General features: G+C 55.3%; 20 protein-coding genes. 6 read left to right on the forward strand and 14 right to left on the reverse strand.

Annotated elements, in window-relative coordinates; all coding sequences use genetic code 11:
- Positions 1 to 25: 25 nt before the first annotated feature.
- The gene (locus tag OQ287_RS11955) at positions 26 to 241 is read right to left on the reverse strand and encodes a hypothetical protein (protein WP_250938939.1); all 216 of its coding nucleotides are present in this window, start codon (positions 239 to 241) and stop codon (positions 26 to 28) included.
- A gap of 218 nt (positions 242 to 459) precedes the next feature.
- Here OQ287_RS11955 and OQ287_RS11960 point away from each other — a divergent pair, with 218 nt between their 5' ends.
- Positions 460 to 1,506 carry an ion transporter gene (locus OQ287_RS11960; protein WP_265896579.1) on the forward strand — a complete coding sequence of 349 codons (1,047 nt, stop codon included), beginning with the start codon at positions 460 to 462 and terminating at the stop codon, positions 1,504 to 1,506.
- Here the strand turns inward: OQ287_RS11960 and OQ287_RS11965 are convergent.
- Positions 1,476 to 2,306, reverse strand: coding sequence for an SDR family NAD(P)-dependent oxidoreductase (locus OQ287_RS11965; RefSeq protein ID WP_265896580.1), 831 nt, complete (start codon positions 2,304 to 2,306; stop codon positions 1,476 to 1,478). The genes OQ287_RS11960 and OQ287_RS11965 overlap by 31 nt on opposite strands.
- Positions 2,307 to 2,510: 204 nt before the next feature.
- Between OQ287_RS11965 and OQ287_RS11970 the strand changes: the two genes are divergently transcribed.
- From OQ287_RS11970 to OQ287_RS11980, 3 genes are all read left to right on the forward strand, one after another.
- A complete protein-coding gene (locus OQ287_RS11970; RefSeq protein WP_265896581.1) occupies positions 2,511 to 4,871 on the forward strand; it encodes an FdhF/YdeP family oxidoreductase in 2,361 nt (786 codons plus the stop codon).
- A 114-nt stretch (positions 4,872 to 4,985) separates the two neighbouring features.
- Complete coding sequence (locus OQ287_RS11975; RefSeq protein ID WP_250938931.1) at positions 4,986 to 6,233, forward strand: EAL and HDOD domain-containing protein; 1,248 nt, start codon at positions 4,986 to 4,988, stop codon at positions 6,231 to 6,233.
- Positions 6,234 to 6,338: 105 nt separating this feature from the next.
- Positions 6,339 to 7,334, forward strand: a complete 996-nt coding sequence (locus OQ287_RS11980; protein ID WP_250938929.1) for an acyltransferase family protein — start codon at positions 6,339 to 6,341, stop codon at positions 7,332 to 7,334.
- A gap of 51 nt (positions 7,335 to 7,385) precedes the next feature.
- Here the strand turns inward: OQ287_RS11980 and OQ287_RS11985 are convergent, their stop codons facing one another.
- The 11 genes from OQ287_RS11985 to crcB form a co-directional block, all read right to left on the reverse strand.
- Complete coding sequence (locus OQ287_RS11985; RefSeq protein ID WP_250938927.1) at positions 7,386 to 8,516, reverse strand: 5-(carboxyamino)imidazole ribonucleotide synthase; 1,131 nt, start codon at positions 8,514 to 8,516, stop codon at positions 7,386 to 7,388.
- 52 nt (positions 8,517 to 8,568) lie between these two features.
- Positions 8,569 to 9,060 (reverse strand): 5-(carboxyamino)imidazole ribonucleotide mutase, encoded by a 492-nt coding sequence (gene purE, locus OQ287_RS11990; RefSeq protein ID WP_265896584.1) that lies wholly within the window; start codon positions 9,058 to 9,060, stop codon positions 8,569 to 8,571.
- Between the two features lie 118 nt (positions 9,061 to 9,178).
- On the reverse strand, positions 9,179 to 10,078 hold the full coding sequence (locus OQ287_RS11995) for a hypothetical protein (RefSeq protein WP_265896586.1): 900 nt from the start codon (positions 10,076 to 10,078) through the stop codon (positions 9,179 to 9,181).
- A gap of 96 nt (positions 10,079 to 10,174) precedes the next feature.
- Positions 10,175 to 10,882 (reverse strand): extensin-like domain-containing protein, encoded by a 708-nt coding sequence (locus OQ287_RS12000; protein WP_265896671.1) that lies wholly within the window; start codon positions 10,880 to 10,882, stop codon positions 10,175 to 10,177.
- Between the two features lie 221 nt (positions 10,883 to 11,103).
- Positions 11,104 to 12,768, reverse strand: a complete 1,665-nt coding sequence (locus OQ287_RS12005) for a BCCT family transporter (protein ID WP_265896587.1) — start codon at positions 12,766 to 12,768, stop codon at positions 11,104 to 11,106.
- A gap of 239 nt (positions 12,769 to 13,007) precedes the next feature.
- Positions 13,008 to 13,802 (reverse strand): phosphate ABC transporter ATP-binding protein PstB, encoded by a 795-nt coding sequence (pstB, locus tag OQ287_RS12010; RefSeq protein WP_250939157.1) that lies wholly within the window; start codon positions 13,800 to 13,802, stop codon positions 13,008 to 13,010.
- Positions 13,803 to 13,885: 83 nt separating this feature from the next.
- Positions 13,886 to 14,761, reverse strand: a complete 876-nt coding sequence (gene pstA, locus OQ287_RS12015) for a phosphate ABC transporter permease PstA (RefSeq protein ID WP_250938921.1) — start codon at positions 14,759 to 14,761, stop codon at positions 13,886 to 13,888.
- Positions 14,758 to 15,669, reverse strand: a complete 912-nt coding sequence (pstC, locus tag OQ287_RS12020; RefSeq protein WP_250938920.1) for a phosphate ABC transporter permease subunit PstC — start codon at positions 15,667 to 15,669, stop codon at positions 14,758 to 14,760. The genes pstA and pstC overlap by 4 nt, the downstream gene beginning before the upstream one ends.
- Before the next feature lie 130 nt (positions 15,670 to 15,799).
- Positions 15,800 to 16,846 (reverse strand): phosphate ABC transporter substrate-binding protein PstS, encoded by a 1,047-nt coding sequence (gene pstS, locus OQ287_RS12025; RefSeq protein ID WP_250938919.1) that lies wholly within the window; start codon positions 16,844 to 16,846, stop codon positions 15,800 to 15,802.
- Positions 16,847 to 16,956: 110 nt separating this feature from the next.
- Entirely contained in the window at positions 16,957 to 17,277 is a 321-nt protein-coding gene (locus OQ287_RS12030; RefSeq protein WP_265896588.1) for a hypothetical protein, read from the reverse strand.
- On the reverse strand, positions 17,274 to 17,684 hold the full coding sequence (gene crcB, locus OQ287_RS12035) for a fluoride efflux transporter CrcB (protein WP_407658256.1): 411 nt from the start codon (positions 17,682 to 17,684) through the stop codon (positions 17,274 to 17,276). The genes OQ287_RS12030 and crcB overlap by 4 nt, the downstream gene beginning before the upstream one ends.
- 290 nt (positions 17,685 to 17,974) lie before the next feature.
- On the opposite strand from crcB, the gene OQ287_RS12040 reads away from it, so the two are divergent.
- A complete protein-coding gene (locus OQ287_RS12040; protein WP_265896589.1) occupies positions 17,975 to 19,015 on the forward strand; it encodes a GGDEF domain-containing protein in 1,041 nt (346 codons plus the stop codon).
- Positions 19,016 to 19,098: 83 nt separating this feature from the next.
- Entirely contained in the window at positions 19,099 to 20,232 is a 1,134-nt protein-coding gene (locus tag OQ287_RS12045; RefSeq protein ID WP_265896590.1) for an acyltransferase family protein, read from the forward strand.
- A 2-nt stretch (positions 20,233 to 20,234) separates the two neighbouring features.
- Here the strand turns inward: OQ287_RS12045 and rmuC are convergent, their stop codons facing one another.
- The gene (rmuC, locus tag OQ287_RS12050) at positions 20,235 to 21,581 is read right to left on the reverse strand and encodes a DNA recombination protein RmuC (protein ID WP_265896592.1); all 1,347 of its coding nucleotides are present in this window, start codon (positions 21,579 to 21,581) and stop codon (positions 20,235 to 20,237) included.
- Between the last annotated feature and the right edge of the window lie 33 nt (positions 21,582 to 21,614).

Raw genomic sequence — 21,614 nt, forward strand, 5'->3', positions numbered from 1 at the left:
CGCGGTCAACCACCTGATGGACGTATCACTTCTCGGACGCATCCGATGGCTTTCTTTTGGCCACGGGATGATTGGACATCGGCGGAGAAGACAAGTCGGTCTCTTCCTGCAGGGCGCTGAAACGCCGAGGATGTAACGAATGTCGCTCACGACGACAAAATACCTTTTGCTCCGGCGTATGCCAGTGGCAAATATAGGCTGTGCCTGAAGCAGAGCGTACACTGTTTTTGATTTTTGTCATGACTGCCTCTCCTGGCGAAATATATTTGTTACTTTAGACCGCTTACGCCACTTTAAAAATCCTTTATCACCTTATACTCATATTTAATAGTGCCTCACAGCATGTCTTCTTATGAAGAAATGTTATATCTCGTGATCATTCATGGAGGATACGGGCAGCTCCATGCCTGACGCGCTAGACTGTCGGCAGTAATGTCCCTTTTACTTCGGAGCTTTTGAATGCCCCCGTCCCGCATTACCCGACCTGCAGCCCAGGATGCCTTTCATGCCTGGTGGGACACCATCATTGTAGTGGTTGTTGGGCTTAACCTGCTGCTCATCCTGCTCGATACGTTATACGCCCTTGGCCCGGTACATGCTCTTGTAGACCTGGGACCAGCCAGCCTTCAGTCTACCGCCGCCTGGATGCACGCGAACTTCACCACGATCGACCTGTATTTTGTTGCCCTGCTGGCACTTGATGTACTGGCGGGCTGGCTTGTTGCTATTCGAGAAAGACGTTATCACCGATGGTTCTTCTATCCCTTCATTCACTGGTATGACGTCCTGGGCTGTATTCCGGTCAGCGGATTCAGGGTATTGAGAGTGCTGCGTGTGGTCAGTCTGCTGATTCGACTTCAACGCATGGGCACCATCAATGTAAGGCAATGGTCGGTCTATCAGTTCTGCTACAAGTATTACCAGATCCTGATGGAGGAGCTGACCGATCGCGTCGCCATCAAGATGCTTGGCAATGTACAGACGGAACTCAGTGACAACGGCAAGCTGACCGACCGCATCACCCGCGATGTCCTGCTGCCTCGTAAACAGGCCCTTATCGAGGACATGACAGACCGTACGATTCGCCTGATATTGCAGGCCTACGGTACTCATCGGGCCGATATTCTCGGCATGGTTCGCAGTCTCGTGCACGACACCCTGTCAGAAAATCCGGACATGCATCGCCTTAAACGGCTGCCAATGGGGGATACGCTGGCAACTGCCATGGAGCAAAGTCTGACCGAGGCAGTATGCGGTCTGCTGGATGGCAGCATACAACGTGTCAATCAGCGCCGCTTTCGGGATCTGGCCGAATCGATGGCTGAAAGCGGCTTTGATGCATGGATCGAGGATAATGCCAGTGCCAATCGTGAAATAGAGCAGGTCATGATTGAAGTGCTGGACGTCATGAAATCCCAGATAAGACAGCAGCAGTGGAAGATGGAATACGGTGCCGAATCCCGCCCCCCACACCATCAGGATGAAGCATCGTTCAATCCGAAATAACGCTTGAGCCAGTAATCGCGCATCCGGTGTGGCAACAGCGCCAACAGCGGCAACGCAAGCCCCCCATTACCCACACGGATAATGGCTGGCCGGCGCGACGCGGCAAGGGCTGAAGCAACCTTTTCGGCCAGGCGAGAGGCCGGCGTTGAGCTCAAGAGTTCTGAAGAACCTGCACGCTTGTCAATGCCGGCGCGAAACGGCCGCCACGGGGAGTCTTCCTTCAGGCGTCCCGAAAGCTCGTGACGTGCTCGCTGCCCAAACCGGGACTCGATGGCGCCAGGCCGTACCAGCACCACGTCGACCCCGAGAGGAGCCAGCTCCATGCGCATGGCATCGTTCAATCGGTGAAGCGCTGCTTTCGATGCGCAGTACACTCCAGCATAGGGAGAACTGACCTCCCCTGCGACACTCCCGATATTGAAAACAACCCCCCCACGCGCCTTCAAAAGCAGCAGTGTGGCGCGAGCAAGTCGCACCGGCGCCATCACATTGACCTCGAACTGATGGGTCAGCGCCTTATCATCGAAATCAAGTACCGGCCCCATGGCGCCGAATCCAGCATTGTTGATCAGTACATCCAGTCCCTGGTAACGCTGCTCCACGTCAGTAACAAGGGCATCCACCCCCTGAGCGTCCGTTACATCCAGAAGTCGTCCTTCTGCTCCCAGCGCCGTTATCCGAGCCAGATCCGCTTCACGACGCACCGTGGCAATCACGTGATAGTTCAACGTCACCAACTGCTGCACCAGAGCCAGCCCAATCCCACTGGAGCATCCGGTGATCAACGCGACCTGCGACATAGTCTTCTCCTGTAGTGCGAACGACCCTTGATTTCCCTACTTTAACCAAAAAGTGCTGAATGCGGCTCGTCATCACGCCGCCGACCACCTACATTTAAAGGCACTACCGTTGTTGCGGCGTTGTCTTATACCGCAGGCGCTCGGTTTCAGGCGTGAAGCCGAGCGCTCCTTTTATTTATTTCTTCCCTTTTTGTGAGGTGGCTCATGGATGAGACATCAAGTAAAACCTCTTCCGATATGCTGGGTACTCAGGACAAATCATCTTCTCCCGGCGGCGGCTGGCTGGCCCTGAAGGCAGTAGAACAGCATATGCTTCGACAGCAGGTGCCCTTCCGTGGCAACCGACTGATGCTCAAGATGAACAAGCCCGGCGGATTTGACTGTCCAAGCTGTGCGTGGCCGGATCCAGCCAAACCCCACATGGCTGAATTCTGCGAAAACGGTGCCAAGGCCGTTGCATGGGAAACCACACACAAGCGCACCACGCCGGCGTTTTTCGAGCAGCACACTGTGACAGCGCTTCGCGAGTGGTCTGATCATGAGCTTGAAAATCAGGGACGCCTGACCCATCCAATGCGCTATGACGCAAGCAGTGATCGGTATCAGGCCGTCAGCTGGGATGAGGCCATGGCTGATATCGGCGCGACTCTTCAGCAGGTGGGCAACCCCAACCAGGTAGAGTTTTACACCTCGGGGCGCGCCTCCAATGAATCCGCATTCATGTTTCAGTTGCTGGGGCGTCTCTATGGCACCAACAACTTCCCCGATTGCTCCAACATGTGTCATGAGACCACCACCGTGGCGCTTCCCATGAGTCTTGGCGTGGGCAAGGCTACTACCACACTCGATGATTTCGATTATGCCGATGCCATCTTCATTTTCGGCCAGAATACCGGTACCAACAGCCCAAGGATGATGGGCGAGTTGCACAAGCTGGTCATGCGTGGCGGCAGTGTCATCACGTTCAATCCGCTGCGGGAAAAGGCACTGGTCAAGTTTGCCAACCCGCAAAGCACACTCGACATGCTCAAACCCGACGGCACCAGGATCAGCGCCCAGTATCATCAATTGCGTATCGGAGGTGATATTGCCGCCATTCAGGGCATGTGCAAGGCACTGATTGAAATGGATGATGAGGCGCAACAGCGTGGCGAGCCTCGAGTACTGGACCACGAATTCATCGAAGCCCACACGCACGGCTTCGAAACCTATATGGCGCACTGTCGCTCCCTGACATGGGAGGTCATCGAGCATCATTCAGGCATGACCCAGTCAGCCATTCGCGAAGCCGCCGAGTGCTACAGCAAGTCCGAACGCGTCATTGCCTGCTGGGGCATGGGAATTACCCAGCACCGCTACGGTGGTGATGCCATCCACCAGATCATCAACCTGCTGCTCATGGGCGGCAATATCGGCAAGCGCGGCGCAGGTGCCTGCCCGGTTCGCGGGCACTCCAATGTTCAGGGTGACCGCACGGTAGGAATCTTTCACAAGCCAACCACGGAAATGCTGGACAACCTGGACAGCACCTTTGAGATCCAGTGCCCTCGTGAGCATGGTCATGATGTTGCCCTGTGCTGTGAGGCCATCATGCGTAACGAAGTATCCGCGTTCATTGGCCTGGGCGGTAATTTCTTTCGCGCAATTCCCGACCCGGAACGTGTTGCACAGGCAACGATCAACCAGCTGGATCTGACGGTTCAGATTTCCACCAAGCTGAACCGAAGCCATCTTGTTCATGGTAAAAAAGCCTATATCCTGCCTTGCCTTGGCAAGACCGAGCGGGATATCAAGGCCGGTGTTGCACAGGCCAGTACAGTGGAAGACGGGATGTGCATGGTGCATGCCTCAACCGGTGAACTTGAACCGGCCTCCCCTCACCTGCGCTCGGAAGTGACGATTATCAGCGATATTGCCCGCGCTACCCTGCCGGTTCACCCAAAGGTCGACTGGGCATGGCTGGCCGAGGATCACTCTCGTATCAGGGACCGGATTGAAGCCGTCTTTCCGGACATCTTTCCTCGATATAATGAACGCATTCAGATACCTGGCGGTTTTCATATCTATAACGCTGCCCGTGAACGGGTATGGCTGACCGATTCCGGAAAAGCCAACTTCCTGTTCGATGCCGATAAAATGGATTCCGGCATGACGCCCCCAGACGCCGATTACTTTCAGCTGCTTACCACCCGTGGCCATGATCAGTTCAATACAACGGTTTATTCGCTGGATGATCGCTACCGTGATATCTACGGAACGCGGATGGTCGCCATGATGAACCCGGAAGACATCGAGGCTCACGGCCTTGAGGCAGGCAACATGATTGCATTCAGTGCCGTGGCTGAAGATAACATTCCACGTCGTGTGGCCGGGTTCAAGGTCGTGCCCTATGATATTCCGCGTGGCTGCATTGCAGGTTATTATCCCGAGACCAATGCACTGATTCCGATCGCCAACAGGGACGAGCGCAGTAATACCATCGCCGGTAAATCCGTTCCGGTGACCATTGCTCTGATGGATAGTGAAGAGGTGGAGCGCACGACTGGCTTGCTCGCCACCGGCTGAACCGACTGGTCAAGGGCACAGGAAGCTGGCATGGGGCCAGCCGTTCTTCAAGCGGTTACAGATAGTGCCGATATTAGCGAAATATCGTACAAGCATCTGTCGGAGAAGCCCCCCATGCCAGCTGTCGATGAACAGAGCCTTATGCCCTGCACTGTGCTCTATGCACGCCAGCCGATTGTAGATCGCAACAAGACACTTAAAGGCTATGAGTTTCTTTTTCGACCTGCTGACGGTAGCGGCTGCTTTCCACTGGACATGGATGGAAACCAGGCCACGGGAACGGTACTTGCCAACGTATTCATCGAATCCGGTATCGAAAAGGCCTGTGACGGTACTAAAGCCTATATCAACTTCACCGAAGAAACCCTGCACGGCGACTTTCCCTTCAGACCCGAACACCTGGTGATCGAAGTACTGGAAACCGTTGATGTCACTGATGAGAATATCGAGGCACTGCGACACCTGTACGAGCAAGGCTATACGCTGGCACTCGATGATTATAGCCAGACCGACGCAGACCACCCCTTTCTTCCCTGGGTACGTATCGTCAAGCTGGATTTCCCGGTCTATGACGATATCGCATTGATCAGAACAGTCATTCAGCTCAAACGGCGCTACCCTTCCCTGCTGCTGCTTGCCGAAAAAATAGAAACACAGAGCGATTATGAGCAGTGCATGCAGGCAGGCATCGACCTCTTTCAGGGCTATTTTCTGGCAAGACCTGCTCCGGTTCATGGTAAACAGCTCGACATGAATCATGCGGGCATACTGAAACTTCTGAAGGTGTTGAACAGCCCGGATGTTACAACGCTTGAAGTGACCCGTATCATCGAAAGAGACCCGGCACTCAGTGTGCAACTTCTCAAGCTCGTCAATTCCGCCTACTACCAGCGCGCGACCGATATCGTTTCCATCAGACAGGCCACTCTGCTTCTGGGTCTGCAACGAATACGCAGCCTGGCAAGCCTGATGGCATTGACGCGCACCAGCCAGACCGGCACTGCACTGCCTCACATGGCACTGACCCGTGCATTTCTGGCCTTTGAACTGGCAGCCCAGTTCGATTCGGATACTCAGGAAAGTGCTTTCATGGTGGGGCTTTTCTCCTACCTGGATGCCTTCTTTTCCATACCCGTGGAGCAGCTGCTGGAAGCCATTCCACTGCACGACAATATCCGCAGCGCCCTGCTTCACCATGAAGGAGTACTGGGCCTGCTGCTTGAAACGTCACGGCTGTACGAGCAGGACCAGTGGATCAGTATCCGGTGGCCGACACTTGCCGAGTACAACATTACCCCCGAATACGTTCACAAGTGTTTTCAGCAGGCACATATGGCAGCCAGCCAGCAGCGCCCACTGTGAAAGCACTCTGTCTTGATATGTTACGTTTCGCTGCCTGCATGGATCATCAACCGGCTTCCGTGGTCTGAGCCTGTCTCGAACAGACAGGCCACAGGAAACCAACGCATGCTGATCTCGGTACAGGGCCTTCGCGCCTTCGCAGCCTGGCTGGTAGTGTTTCATCACTTCATGCAGGTCTTTTTTGACTTCAATGCCACCACCACCACCGGCCACCTGCTTTCCACGCGCGGCCAGGCTGGTGTGGATATCTTTTTTGTCATCAGTGGTTTCGTGATTTATATCTCCACTGCAGGACGGGAGATGGCCTCCCATACCTTTTTGATCCATCGCCTGGCCAGAGTCGTACCCGCCTACTGGCTTTATACCCTGATTACGGCGGGAATTATCACCTTTGCCGGCGAAGTGATGCCGGTCTATGGCGTCAGCATGAGGGAGTTGCTGTACTCTCTTTTCTTTCTACCGTCGCAGAACCCGGGTGGATTCGGCCTGTATCCGATTTTGCCAGTTGGATGGTCACTGAATTTCGAAATGCTTTTTTATGTGATATTTGCCCTGTCATTCGTGGCAGGAGAGCGGTATCGCCTCTGGCTGGTCGCCGGTCTGTTGGCCGTAATGTGTCCCCTGCTGGCACAACAGCCATTTATCAGTAACTTCTATACCAATCCCATGATGTACGAATTTATCCTGGGTATCGGCATTGGCGTAATATACCGACGCGGTTATATCCCACAGGGGCGCTGGATTCCGCTGATGCTGGCGGTGCTGGCAGTGGCATTCATGTTGAAGTTCGACGATCAGTCACCGTATCGGCTGGTGACCTGGGGCGTACCCGGTGCCTTGCTGGTCGGCTGTGCCATTTCACTGGAAGCCCACTTTCAGCGGCTGCCTCTGTTGAAACAGCTGGGCGACTGGTCCTATTCAGTCTATCTGGTACATATCATTGTACTGTGGAGCGGTGAGTACCTTCTGACACGACAACTGGACATCAGCCCCGCCATGACACTGCTGGCATGTCTGCCGGTCATTCTGGGCCTGTCCTGGTTAAGCTTTGAAGTCATTGAGAAACGGCTCTCCAGAATGATCAGGCGCTGCCTTGCCTGACTCATGCTGAAACGCCCCGGTTTTCGGGGCGTTTCAGCAGCTCAAGGATTGTCATGCCTCTCGGGATGACTCCCAGGCAAGAAAGCGCGGCGCCGGCACATCCGGCACCAGCGGATGAACCTCCGCCAGACGAGCCTTGAGTTCATCAGGTGTTGGCGCCGTGACATTGAGGTGTCCCAGCTTGCGGCCGGCCCGCTCGCTCTTTCCATAGCGGTGCAGATGCACGTCTTCATGTGCCAGAATCTCGCTCGCATCCACCTCCCGCCCAATGATATTGATCATGCAGGTCGGATGCAGGGCACGAGTTGACCCAAGAGGCAGGCCCTGAATGGCCCGAAGATGGTTTTCAAACTGACTGGTAACCGCGCCGTCCATCGTCCAGTGGCCCGAGTTATGAACACGAGGAGCCATTTCATTGACCAGAAGCGAGCCATCGGCCAGCTGGAAAAGCTCCAGCGCCAGCACACCCACATAATCGAGTTCATCAAGAAGCTGCTGAATGTAGTGCTCGGCACGCGCCTGAACATCATCGGAAATATCTGCCAGCGGCGCCATGCTGTAACGCAGGATTCCCTGGTGATGATGGTTTTCGGCCATGGGGTAAAAAGCCAGTTCTCCACTCGTACTGCGCACGGCAATGATGGACATTTCACGCACGAAATCGACAAACGCCTCAACCACCAGCTGCGTGTGCCCGATGCTGTTCCAGGCAGCCTCGGCCTCATCGGCATGATGGAGTACCGCCTGTCCCTTGCCGTCATAGCCTTCCGTTACGGATTTGGCGACCACCGGTGCACCCATCGCATTGACTGCTTCGGCCAGCTCGGTGGCACTACCTACCAGCCGCCATTCAGGGGTCGGGATCGAAAGGTGAGAAAAAAGCGCCTTTTCATCGCCGCGATTCTGGCAGACAGCCAGAGCACGCCGCGAGGGATACACCGGTACGTGCGCTTCGATACGCTCGACCAGAGCAGTATCCAGATGCTCGAATTCATAGGTTACCAGATCCACCCCGGCCAGAAATTCAGCCAGCGTGTCGTCATCCTGACCGGTCATGATCCGACCGATATCGGCGCTGGGGGTGCCGGCAGGATCAAGAAGAGAGAAGCGATTTGCCAGTGGGTAGCCAGCCAAAGCCAGCATTCGGCCCAGTTGTCCAGCTCCCAGAATACCAATATGCATGAGCGCTCACATTACGATGCGGGATAAAGAAGCGTACCCTGAGGGTACGCGCTCACTGTTCTCGCGGATCCGGCGTATCCAGCACGCTACGGGTCTGCTCGGTACGGAAGTCATCGACTGCCTGGCGCACCTGCTGATCATGCGTACCGATAATCTGCGCCGCCAGCAGCCCGGCATTCTTCGCACCAGCCTTGCCGATCGCCAGTGTACCAACGGCCACGCCGCCCGGCATCTGTACAATGGACAGCAGGGAATCAAGCCCATTCAGGGCCTTTGACTCCACCGGCACGCCCAGTACCGGCAGAGAAGTCTGGGAAGCCACCATACCGGGAAGATGGGCAGCCCCGCCTGCTCCGGCGATAATCACCTCAAGGCCGCGCTCGGACGCCTGACGTGCATACTCGAACAATAGATCCGGCGTGCGATGTGCCGAAACAACGCGTGTTTCGAATTCTACCCCCAGCTGTTCCAGCATGAGAGTCGCATGCTCCATTACAGGCCAGTCAGATACCGACCCCATGATAACTCCGACGCGTGGTGCCATGATGCGCTCCGTTGATGCATACCGCCCCCTGGTGCCAGCGGCACGACAAGGCAGGAAAAGTACATTCAGGAAACCGGGCAGGATACCCCCGATCATGCATCAAGAAAAGATGGAACGCTCAGAGACAGGCGATAATCGTCAGAGCCGTCAGCACTCCCAGTACCGTGACTCCCATCGCCGTTGGCCAGAAGCGCGATGCCGCTTCGGGCATGTCTGCAGGTACAGCCGGCGCGACCTCGATGCGCCCCTGGTATAGATAGGAAGACAGGCCGGCGACCTGGGCAAATATCTGGCAGGCCTGCTCCATGGGCATCAGCGCGCGGGCTTCAAACCAGGTCGCCGGCTTGTCGACGCACTCCTCGGGAACAAGGTAGGCACAATCACTCATGAACATGAACTGACGCTCCTGCCCCTGCTCCTGCTCTTCCACCAGCCATTCACGTCCGGGAAAGGTCGCCGGAAGCGACTCCGAACCAACATGACAGGAACGCAGCGGGCGCCCGACCAGAAAGTCACCCTCCATCCCCATGATCTGGAACCGATATCCCTGCCCGCCCAGTGTTACCCGCGCAAGATAAGGGAAGCCCGGCTCGGTAAATGCAGGGGTGTAATCACGCATTTGAGTACTGTTTTCAAGACGGCAGGCCAGCGTGTCCCACAGGCCATGCGTCAACCATTCGGTCGCAAACCCATGATCACTGTACTGATTCCAGGCCAGCCGCTGCGCAATGGTGCGTATCAGGTACTCATGCAGACCTTCAGGTACCGGATAGTGGCCAGGCGCCCCTGGAAGACAACCATTGAGTGGCAGCCGTTCGGCATCAACCTTCAAAACGCCCAGCACACCGATGAAATGCTTTTCACCGTCCAGAAAATACATTTTCAGATGCCCCGGCGAATGCCCTTTCGGGTCATCATCCTGCACTGCGAGTGCGTGAGGTTCAGCCGCCGACAGTTGTTTGACGAACTGTGAAAGCACATCGATATACGAAGAGTATGAGCGATAAGGTTCCATCATCGTGATCTCGCAGGCCTATGTGCAGTTGATGCGCGAAGTACTTCCGTTATAACGACCGATGGCCGGGTTACTTCACCCGAACATGCCCGATGCTCATTACCGACAGAGACCAAAGCGCCGTGTTCCCAGATGAAAATGGTTGGCATGGGCCTGATTGTAATCAGGACCAAGAGACGTACCGAAGATATCGCAGGCCCCCTTGAACAGGGTATGCCAGTATTCGCTGCGTGCATCACCCCTCGGCCACTCCGTCAGCAGATCCAGACGGCGGCCGTCAGCCAGCTCAAGCGCCGCCAGGTCAAACGCGGAGGCACTTGCATGTTCACTGCGAGGGGCATTGGCACGATGATAGATATTACGGCATGCAAAGCTTCCATAGTGCCGTACCCGGGCTACTGACGTACCCAGCATGTCGCGTGTTATTGGCTGAAGACGCTGACGCTCGAATACCAGCCAACTGACAACCAACGGACAGCTGGCCAGAAAGGAAGCGTTGAAGGCCACGGAAGTACGATACACGCGTGACACGTTCTTCAGCGGGCATCCCTGTACTTCAAACGAGCCGACAGGCCTTACATCGATATCGGATGTTTTGACCGCCTGCGCCAGTACGGCCTGGCAGGCGCCATCATCCCGCTTCAACCGTTCAAGCTTCCAGCGCGTCAACGGCGTCACCTCATCATTGATATTCAATGGGACCAACGGATTATAGGCGTCAGGAACGAGCGAGCGCAGGGTCGGCTGGCCGAGGCCATACCAGGACACCAGTACCAGCAGTGCACTTCCGATAACAAACCAGCGCATCACGTTGTTCTCTGCTTTTTTTTCAGCATAGAAGAGAACGCTAAAGGAGCTTATAAAAAAATCCCGCACCTGAGTGCGGGATTCAAAAAGGGTCGTGCTGATGCATGCGTTAAGTGAACAGCACAGGATTCAGGACAATCATCCCGAACTCGCGCATGGTAATACCCGGCATGAGTCCCCTGACAATTGCTTTTTAATATGATGTCCATTAATGCCTGCGGCTACCCCTGATCGGTCGAGTTGCTGTCGCGGCTGGTCCTGATCCGACGATTCACCGTCCGCGGGATCCGCTTGATCCGCTCATCCGCGCTGCCCGACATCTCGTCAGCCTCGTAAATATCAGCCCCGACGGGCGTTTCACCATGTTGACGGTACAAATGGCGCAACATGTTTCTACGATCTGCTCGCAACTCCTTCATCAGCACATAAAGCATGGCATAAACAATAAACGTGAAGGGCAATGCCGATAGCACAGCGGCCGACTGCAGCCCCTTGAGACCACCCGCCACCAGCAGCGTCAGACAGATCGCTGCAATCAACACCCCCCAGACAATACGCTTGTAAAGCGGTGGGTTAAGCGATCCATTATCCGTCATCTGCGACACGATGTAGGACGCGGAATCTGCCGACGTCACCAGAAAGATGAAAATGAGCACAACGGCGACAAAGGACAGCACGCCGGAAAACGGCATCAAATCAAACATCTTGAACAGTGCTGTCGTGATATTGTCACTGGTGGCCTCGGCCAGATGCGCACCCTGCGCCAGATCCATATGAATGGCGGCACCACCAAAGACACCAATCCACAGACATGCCAGCAACGGCGGCACGATCAGCACTCCGAACACATACTCCTTGATGGTACGTCCCCGCGATACGCGCGCAATGAAAGTACCCACAAACGGAGACCAGGCAATGACCCAGGCCCAGTAAAAGACGGTCCACGAACTGGCCCAGTCTTCACCACCGTACGGCGACATGCGAAGGCTCATTCCGATGAAGTTCTGCAGATAATCTCCGATCCCCATGGTAATGGTCTGCAGAATGGCAATGGTCGGGCCGGTCACGAGCACATAGATCATCAGGCCGATACATAGCGCCATATTCAGGTTGGAAAGCCGTTTGATTCCCTTGTCCAGCCCCGAAGCCGCAGATGCCATGTAGCAGGCAAACATGATCGCCAGAATAATGAATTGCCACAGAAACCCTTCCGGCACGCCCATGACAAAATGCAGTCCACCATTGATCTGCAGTACTGCCAGACCGATGGAGGTAGCGACCCCCATCACCGTGGCAACAACGGCAAAGACGTCAAGGGCATCACCAATACGCCTGCCCTGAGGCAGCCTGGCCGTCAGAGGCGATAGAACCGTAGACACCATGCCCGTCTGGCCCTTGCGAAACTGGGTATAGGCAATGATCAGCCCCACGATGGCAAAGGCAGCCCACTGATGTACGCCCCAATTGAAAAAGGCGTACTGAATGGCAAGGCGTCCGGCCTCCGGCGTCTGTCCCTCGACATCACCAAAGGGCGGATTCATGAAATGAGTCATCGGCTCGGCCATGCCGTAAAACACCAGACCCACACCGAAGCCTGCCGCCAGCAACATACTGACCCAGGAAAAGAAGCTGTAGGTCGGCTTGCTTTCCTGAGGACCAAGACGAATCTTTCCATACTTGCTGATCGCAAGGGACAACAGAAAAATCACAAAACCAAATACCGAAATCAGGTAAAACCAGCCAAATACGTGGCTTACCCAGCCGAGTGCCGCATTGGCGGCATCGCCAAACTGCTGGGGCACGGCTGCCCCCAGTATCACCAGTAGCGTGATCACCAGTGCAGAGATGTAAAACACCTTCTGACGTCCATGACTTGGAGTGGCCATAAGCGATTCAAGTCCTTTTTTTATGATTGATGCATCGAGTGACTTGCATTGCCTGCACGTCGCAGAACACAAGCAACACCTTATTCACTGTAGACAAAAAGCCCGTGTTTGCTTTCCTCATCACACGAGGTCCCTTGCTCGACGCACAGGATTTGCCCAATAAAAAGGGGATGCTGATCGCATCCCCTGTGGCAGGTCACTATACAGAAATCATAATTTATTTCACGGCAAAGTACGCATCAACCATAACGACCCGTTATGTAATCTTCTGTCTGCTTCTTCTCCGGATGCGTGAAAATGCCATCTGTCGGGCCACACTCCACCATCTCGCCCAGATACATGAAGGCCGTGACATCCGACACACGAGCGGCCTGCTGCATGTTGTGTGTCACCATCGCGATGGTGTAGTCCTGCTTCAGCTCATTGATCAAGTCTTCGATATAGCCTGTCGAGATCGGGTCCAGCGCCGAGGTAGGTTCGTCGAGTAGAATCACTTCCGGTTTCACTGCAATGGTACGCGCGATACACAGTCGCTGCTGCTGTCCACCCGACAGGGACTGGCCGTTTTTCCTGAGCTTGTCCTTGACCTCATCCCACAGCGCTGCCTTTTTCAGAGCCCATTCGACCCGCTCTTCCATATCTCGCGAGGACAGCCGCTCGTATAGCTTGACGCCGAAGGCGATGTTATCGAACACCGTCATCGGAAAGGGCGTCGGCTTTTGAAACACCATACCGATGCGGGCACGCAGCAGATGAATATCAATGCGCTTGTCATTGATGTTTTGCCCATTGAGCAGAATCTCGCCGTCGGTCCTGAGGCCCGGATACAGATCATGAATACGGTTGAAACAGCGGAGCAGTGTCGACTTGCCACAACCGGAGGGGCCGATAAATGCCGTAACCTGGTTGGACGGAATCTCCAGGGAAATCTGTTTCAGCGCCTGAAAATCACCGTAATGAAAATTCAGGTTATTCACCTTGAGCTTGGCCGACCCGGTCGACGTGGCGGTAGTACTAACATCGTCCCCAGACATGGAGCGAGTCATCGTATTCATCGTGTTGGCCCCTGTTCGCGCGTAGGCAAACGTTTTTCCAGAAGATTGTAGTGTCATCTGCTTCATCCTTTTTTACGCTCTGCAATGACGCGAGCCAGGATGTTCAAAACGAGAATGGCTACCGTCAGTATAAGTGCACCCGCCCAGGCCAGTTCGACCTGTCTCGGAATGAACGAATTTATGGTCATGTTCTGATAAAGCGTCATCGGCAGGTTGGGCATTTCACTGCCAAGGTCAAAGAAGTTCCACTGGTTGGTATTCAACGAGGTGAAGATCAGCGGGGCTGTTTCACCGCTGATCCGCGCACACCCCAGTAGAATACCGGTGGTGATGCCGGCGCGCGCGCCGCCGTAGCAGACCTTGCATACCACCCACCAGCGATGTGCACCCAGCGCTGATGCCGCCTCACGCAGTGTATTGGGAACAAGCCGCAACATGTCTTCCGTGGCCCGAATAACCACGGGGATAATCAGTACCGACAACGCAGCCACCCCGGCCCAGCCTGAAAAGTGGCCGGTAGGCAACACCACGATGGCGTAGATATAAAGCCCGACGATGATCGACGGCGCCGACAGCAAAACATCGTTGATAAAACGCGTCAGATTGGCCAGTCGTGACTGGCCGCCGTATTCGGCAAGCCAGGTACCGGCGGCCACGCCCACAATGGTTCCCGCCACGGTAGCCAGCGACGTCATGATCAGACTGCCCAGAATGGCATTGCCAAGCCCGCCGCCGGTCATGCGCGTACGTTCGGTAAATACCGTCACATCCAGGGCGGTAATACCCTTGGTCACCAGGCTGAACAGAATCAGCAGCAACCAGAGAATGCCGAAGGCTGCCGCACTCACGCAAAACAGCATGACCAGGCGATTGAGCATCCGCCGGCGCCGATAGACGGGGTTGGACGGTGTCAGGTGAGTACTGGTGTGGGTGCTCATTTCGGAGCCCTCTGATCCATACGGTTGAGCATCACTCGCGCCAGAGCCAGCACGATGAACGTGATGACAAACAGCATCAGACCCAGAGCCAGCAGTGCCGAACGCTGCAAGCCATCGGCTTCGGGAAACTGATTGGCAATCAGTGCCGCTATGGAGGTGCCCTGTCCGGTGATGGTGGGATTGAAAAAGAGGTTGTTGCCGATGACAAAGGTCACTGCCATGGTCTCCCCCAGTGCCCGCCCAAGTCCCAGAATCACGCCCCCTACCATCCCGGCCTTGACCGAGGGGAAGATCACGTGACGCGTGACTTCCCAGGTAGTGCAGCCCAGACCATAGGCGGACTCACGCATCATGGGCGGTACGGTCTGCATCACGTCCCGAGTGATCGCGGTAATGAACGGAATGATCATGACCGCAAGGATCAGGCCGGCCGTTGTCAGCCCGGTTCCGGCCGGGAAGAGCGAAGGAAAGTGAGACTGCAGGAAAGGCGCCAGCACCTCCACTCCCCACATGCCGTAGATGATCGACGGTACGCCGGCCAGGAGCTCAACCGTGGTACCCAGCGGACGGCGGAGTGCACGCGGGCATTTCTCCGTCAGAAAAATGGCGATACCAAGTGACACGGGGACAGCAATCGCCACCGCAATGGCAGAGGTTACCAGCGTGCCGTAAATGGCCGGCAGCGCTCCAAATCGATTCAGGTTGGCGGCCCAGCGGTCTTCCGTGAAAAAGCCCCAGCCAAACTTGGCCAGTGCCGGCCACCCGGATACGATCAGGGAGCCGAGAATGGTAGCAAGCAGCACCAGCACCAGCAGAGCAAACCCACGCGTGGACAGCTCAAAGAACCGATCCCGCCGATGCTCACGCCTGAGCGCGGCCTGCTCCCCGGGTGTTGCATCAAGCAACATGTTTTTCTGTACATCTGTAGCGTTTCCAGACACAGCGCCACGCCCCCTTAAAACCGGTAGAAACACAGGATCATTCTGCAGAAAAGCGCCACAGCCTTCCGGCTGCAGCGCTTTCAGGCATTACGCAGGCCTAGTTCGTCCAGACAGCCTTGCCATTATCACCCTGCACCTTGCTCCATACATCCTGGCGGATCATGGACGCAACATTGTCCGGCATGGGCACGTAATCAAGTGACGCGGCGGCATCGCCACCATTGTTATAAGCCCAGTTGAAGAACTTGAGTGCCTGTTCAGCAGCTTTCGTGTCCTTTACATCCGTCGGCATCAAAATGAAGGATGCCCCGACAATCGGCCAGCTCTGTGCACCGGGCTGATCGGTCAGCACCAGATAAAGGCCGTCGGCATGTTTCCAGTCAGCGTTTGCTGCTGCTGCCTTGAAGCTGTCGCTGCCGGCGCTGACAAACTGGCCATCCTGGTTACGAAGCTGAGCCACCTTGAGGTTATTCTGGTGGGCATAGGCGTATTCGACGTACCCGATCCCGCCCGGCGTGCCTGCAACCTGGCTTGCCACACCGGCATTGGCCTTGGCGCCGACCCCTGCAGGCCATGCCACTGACTTGCCTTCACCCACGCTATTGGCAAATGTGTCACTGACCTGAGCCAGATAATGCGTAAAGAGGAAATTGGTGCCGGATCCTTCTGCACGGTAAACCGGCGTGATGCGCGTGTCGGGCAGATCCATGTCCGGATTGAGGCTTGCAATGGCCTCGTCGTTCCAGTTTGTCACCTCGCCCATGTAGATACGCGCCAGGGTCTTGCCGTCAAGCTTGAGCTGCGTACCGTCAATACCGGGAACGTTCACGACCGGCACAACGCCGCCCATGATCTGAGGCCACTGCACCAGATGGTTTTTGGCAAGCTCTTCGGGTTTCATGGGGGCATCGCTGGCGCCGAAGGTCACGGTACGTGCCGTGATCTGCTTGATGCCGCCACCGGAGCCGATCGCCTGATAGTTAAGGCCCACGCCAGTCGCATCCTGATAGGCATCAGCCCACTGGGAATACACGGGATACGGGAAGGTAGCGCCTGCGCCTGTGATGGTCTCGGCAGACCAGGCTGCAGCAGAACCGAGCATCAAGGAAGAAGTAACAAGTGTAGCGGCGACGTGCTTAAGCATAAGGGTGCTCCCGAGGACGCGATAAGGCCTTCATTGGGCAGAAGGCACATGTTTTTCGATGTCGCCACGGTAGCAAGTGAATATGTCAGTTTTGTGTCAGGCTGTCATAATTACGTCGTGGCCCCCAGTTGCCAGTATTCAATCGGGCGCTTGAGGCAAAAAAGAGGTAACTCCGCTGCCGTTACCACCTTGATCAATTCATTGCAGTGATGATCATCGAGAACGAACATCACTTCTTCAGGCCGATCCGCCAGCTCGAAGAAATGCGCGCTGTGCGTGCGCCCGTTCTGGCCCTGCGCCTCGGTATCCAGCCTGCGGGTATAGCTGTTGATGCCCAGCTCACTCGCCAGTGAGATGACCTTTTCCAGGACCTGCTCCCCCTGATGACGGCGCCCCTCGGGTGCCATGAAAAGCACTTCGAATCCGTTCATTGCTGACCTCCCAGCCAGAGCTTGAGTAACGCAAAGGTGCCCATGCCCAGCCCGGTCATGCATAGTGCACCGACAACATGCAGGGCAATTCCTGCCAGGGCCGTCAAGTAACGCCCCGATTGAAGGGTGGACCACATTTCAGCCGAAAAGGTCGAAAACGTTGTCAGGGCACCCAGAAAACCGGTAATGACAAACAGGCGCCAGAAGGGTGACAGGTCCGGCAGCGCCGCAAAAAATGCCAGTGCCAGTCCGATCAACCAGGCCCCCAGCAGGTTGGCCACCAGCGTCCCGGGGGGGATGGCAGGAAACAGGGCATTCAGCATCACGCCGAGCCACCACCGAAGATTTGCGCCCAAGGCCGCACCCAATCCAATCGAAAGTATGGAAGATAACATGCCGGATCTCATACTCCGCCCGAGCTACCTGCCGGGCCACCGTAAGTAAATGAACGCGCCTGAGCGCATGAATGTCACGTTTTCAATACTATGCTTTCCGGCCCTGTCCCTTCAGCAGGAATACTCTTTCGAGTCTACTGACATCAGAAGGTTCCTCCGCTGTTCCGGTACCGTTGTGAACCATTCGCGGAGCGACCACAAGCACATTATCATCTCCACTTTATCACCGAATCATGTTAGCTTTATCTAATTAGAATGAGTTCCTTCACCGGCGACCGCTGGTTTCAACAGGGCGCCACAACATGTTGAAACACATGTTTCCCAAGTATCCCCCCGCCTCGCTGACATCGCTCCAGCTACGTCTTTACACCACGTTCTGGTACGCCAATATTCTCGCCCTGCTGACGCTGGTGCCCTATCTGGTGCTGGATCTTTTCGTTGCGCCCCTGCTCTGGCCCTTCCACGCAATGGCATCGGTTCTGGTACTTTATTCCCAGCTTTTGCTGCAGTACGGGCATCTCAGACTGTCACAGCTCATGTCCCTGTCGACCTGTCTGGGTATTGTGGTTGTGGGCTATATAGCGTTTGGTAAAGACAGCGGCATCGAATACTTTTATTTCCCACTGCTGGTATCAGCAGTGACCAGCAGCGTATGGCCACTGGCACGCAGGGTCATGGTGGGGCTGATTACCGTCTGTGCCATCGCCACCCTCCTGACGTCCCTGGCTCCCCCGCCATGGGTCGCCATGGACTCTGGCACGCTGGGCTTCATCAAGCTTTATAACCTGCTGATGACCGTCATCATGCTGGCCTTTATAATGACGCGAATACGCACGCTGGTAGAGCTGCTGGGAAAGGATGCTGATATCGATCCCCTGACGCATACCCTTAACCGACGCGCCTTCTACCTTGCCGTGAATCGCCTGCAGCAGCGCAGGCAGGCGTTTGCGCTCCTGCTGCTGGACCTTGATCATTTCAAGACCATCAATGACACCCACGGACACGAAGTAGGTGATCAGGTTCTTGTACATGTCACACGGCTTCTGAAGCAGCATAATCAGCGTAATCGAGATGTCCTGAGCCGTTATGGCGGTGAAGAATTTCTTCTGTTATTACACGACGCCAGCCCGGAACAGGCATTGCAGACCAGTCAGGCCATTCGTAATACCCTGGCGGTCAACCCGTTCAAGCACGACAACACCCTCCTCACCATGACCGTTTCGATTGGTATCAGTCTTTCATCGGAAAGCAGGGACATCGACAAGGTCATCGCGCTGGCTGATGAGCGTCTTTACAAGGCCAAGAGCACTGGCCGCGACCGGGCAGTTCTTTATCATGCCTGACCCTTTCAACGACAATCACAGCATCCTGAAAACAAGGAGACGATTATATTTCACGGAAAGTTGATGCGGCACAAGGAACTATATTGATTCATGTTAAATTAAAAAATACTGATCACCACACGGATATGCCAGAGAGCTTAAAAATGTCTGCCGACCCCAAGCGACTTGAATGGATTGATGCCGTAAAGGGCGCAAGTATTCTTCTAATCGTTTTTTATCACACGATAATATTCTGCCTCGACGAGCAATTTCTTGGTGACCTTTATAGCCACAGGATTCTTGTCATATTGGCTACGGTACTTGTTCCTTTAAGAGTGCCCCTGTTCTTTCTTGTTTCAGGCTTTCTGGCCGCGTCTGCCATAGACAGGAAATCCTGGGGCAGCGTATTTCACGGACGCATAGCGAATATTTCATGGATCTACCTTGTCTGGTTTATCCTGCAGTGGATAACTGCCCTGCTGGTATTCCATCTTGGCAACCCGGATATCATGCCTCGCGATCCTGCGTTCAACCTCGCCACGTTAACGCATGACTTTCTTACCGGTGAAAGTGCAACCTGGTACCTGTATGCACTGGTTCTTTACTTTATATTTTCCAAAATAATTCATCATTCAAAAATAATTCTTGTCGGCCTGGCCGTCGTGGCTTCAATTTATGCCGACACCTTCATCGAAAGCTGGAATTTAAGAAGCATTGGACAGAATATTATTTTCTTCGTAGCCGGTTATGCATTCAAGGAACAAATCAACTCCAGGTTCAAGGCATTCAGCACACCGCGTTTTCTGGCCACAACACTAATATCCTTATTACTCCTTGGGCTCGCTTCAAAGTTCAGTTTGATGCGTGCTCCCGGCTTCCGGATGGCATTGGCCTTCATGATGATCTTTGCTGCCATCGATCTTTTATCGCTGCTTTCACGTTATTTTAAAATGACGTTATTGAAACGAATCGGCCAGAATACGCTTCCGGTTTACGTTATACATTTTATTCTTATCCAGATAATCATCCAGCTGATCGACACCTTGAATGTTTATGAACCCGTCGGGGAACAGGGAGTGCTGGGTGAGGCCATTATAATAATTCTGCCATTCCTGCTGACTGCACTGATCAGCATCATGTGCCTGACCCTGCACAAATGGTTGATGAGCGGCCCGGGCAGCATCCTGTTCACGTTGCCCCACCGTCCTTCAACCGGCAAATTGCCGGCAAGGGAGTAAATTCAACGCTGATGGCGCTCACGCACGCCCAGCGCCCTGAGCTGCTCTGCCTGACTGACAAGGCTGCCCTGCCCATCCGATAGTCGCTTGAGCGCCTGTTGGTGACTGCGTCCGGCGCGCTCCAGGTGCTCACCCAGATCGTCCAGGCTGGACACAAAGCCCTGAAACTTGTCGAGCAGACGCTCGGCGCGCTCGGTAATGGCTCTGGCATTTTCATTTTGATGCTCCAGTCGCCATAAATTGGCAACCGTGCGTAAACTGGCCAGTAGCGTGGTCGGCGTGACCAGCACGATCTGCCGATCAAATGCGTACTGAAACAGGCCAGGATCGTGCTCGAAGGCCAGCGAAAATGCCGGTTCAACGGGCATGAACAGAAAGACCATATCCGGTGATCTGATTCCTTCCAGCGCCGGATAATCCCTGGCCGAAAGCGTCTCGACATGCTGTCGAACCGCCTGAAGATGGCGCTTGAGCGCTGCGGTACGCTCGACGTCGTCTTCAGCGCGCGTCCACGTCAGATAATCGACCAGCGAGACCTTGGCATCCACAATCAGGTGACGTCCTTCCGGCAGGTCAATAATCACATCAGGGCGCCCACGCCGGCCCTGCTCTCCCTTGAAGGACACCTCACACCGATACTCCTTGTCCTTTCTCAGTCCCGAGCGCTCCAGTACGGACTCCAGCAGCATTTCACCCCAGTTGCCCTGACGCTTCTTGTCACCCTTGAGGGCCTGCGTCAGACTGGCCGCGTCCTCACTCATCTGGTGATTGAGTTCGGCAAGCTGCGTCAACTGGGCACTCAGGCGCGTCTGTTCGCGACGATCCTCGCCATGCAATACCTCCAGCCGAGACTGAAACTGTCCGACCTGTTCCCGAAATGGCTGAAGCAGCGCTTCCAGGCTCTGGCGACTTTGATCATTGAACTGACGGTGGCGCTCTTCAAAAATACGTGCCGACAGTCGTTCGAACTCATGACACAGGGCATCACGTGCCTGCTCGAGCGTTTGTATCTGAGTCTGATGGTGGGCTTCGGCCTGCTGCCACCTGGATTTCAATACCGACAGCTCGGACGCCTGCTCATGGCGCACCTGCTCACTGTCCTTGAGCATCCGGCGCGCCTCGGCATCAGCCTGACGAGCCTCTCGCAGGTGGGCACCCGTCTGCTCGAGCAGAATATCCCGCTCCGCCAGATATCGTTCGTTTTCAATCCGTTCATGCTCGCTGTGCTCAAGCCGTGAGCGAAGTAATTCATTTTCCTGTCGGGCCGCGCCGAGCCAGCGGCCGATGATCCAGACCGGCACCAGCGCCCCCAGCACGGTCCCGCCCAGCCCCGCCATCAGTAGCATCATGTCTTCATTCATCCTGCCACCCCGAAACCGTTA

The sequence above is a fragment of the Larsenimonas rhizosphaerae genome (genome assembly GCF_026240105.1).
Lineage (GTDB): Bacteria > Pseudomonadota > Gammaproteobacteria > Pseudomonadales > Halomonadaceae > Larsenimonas > Larsenimonas rhizosphaerae.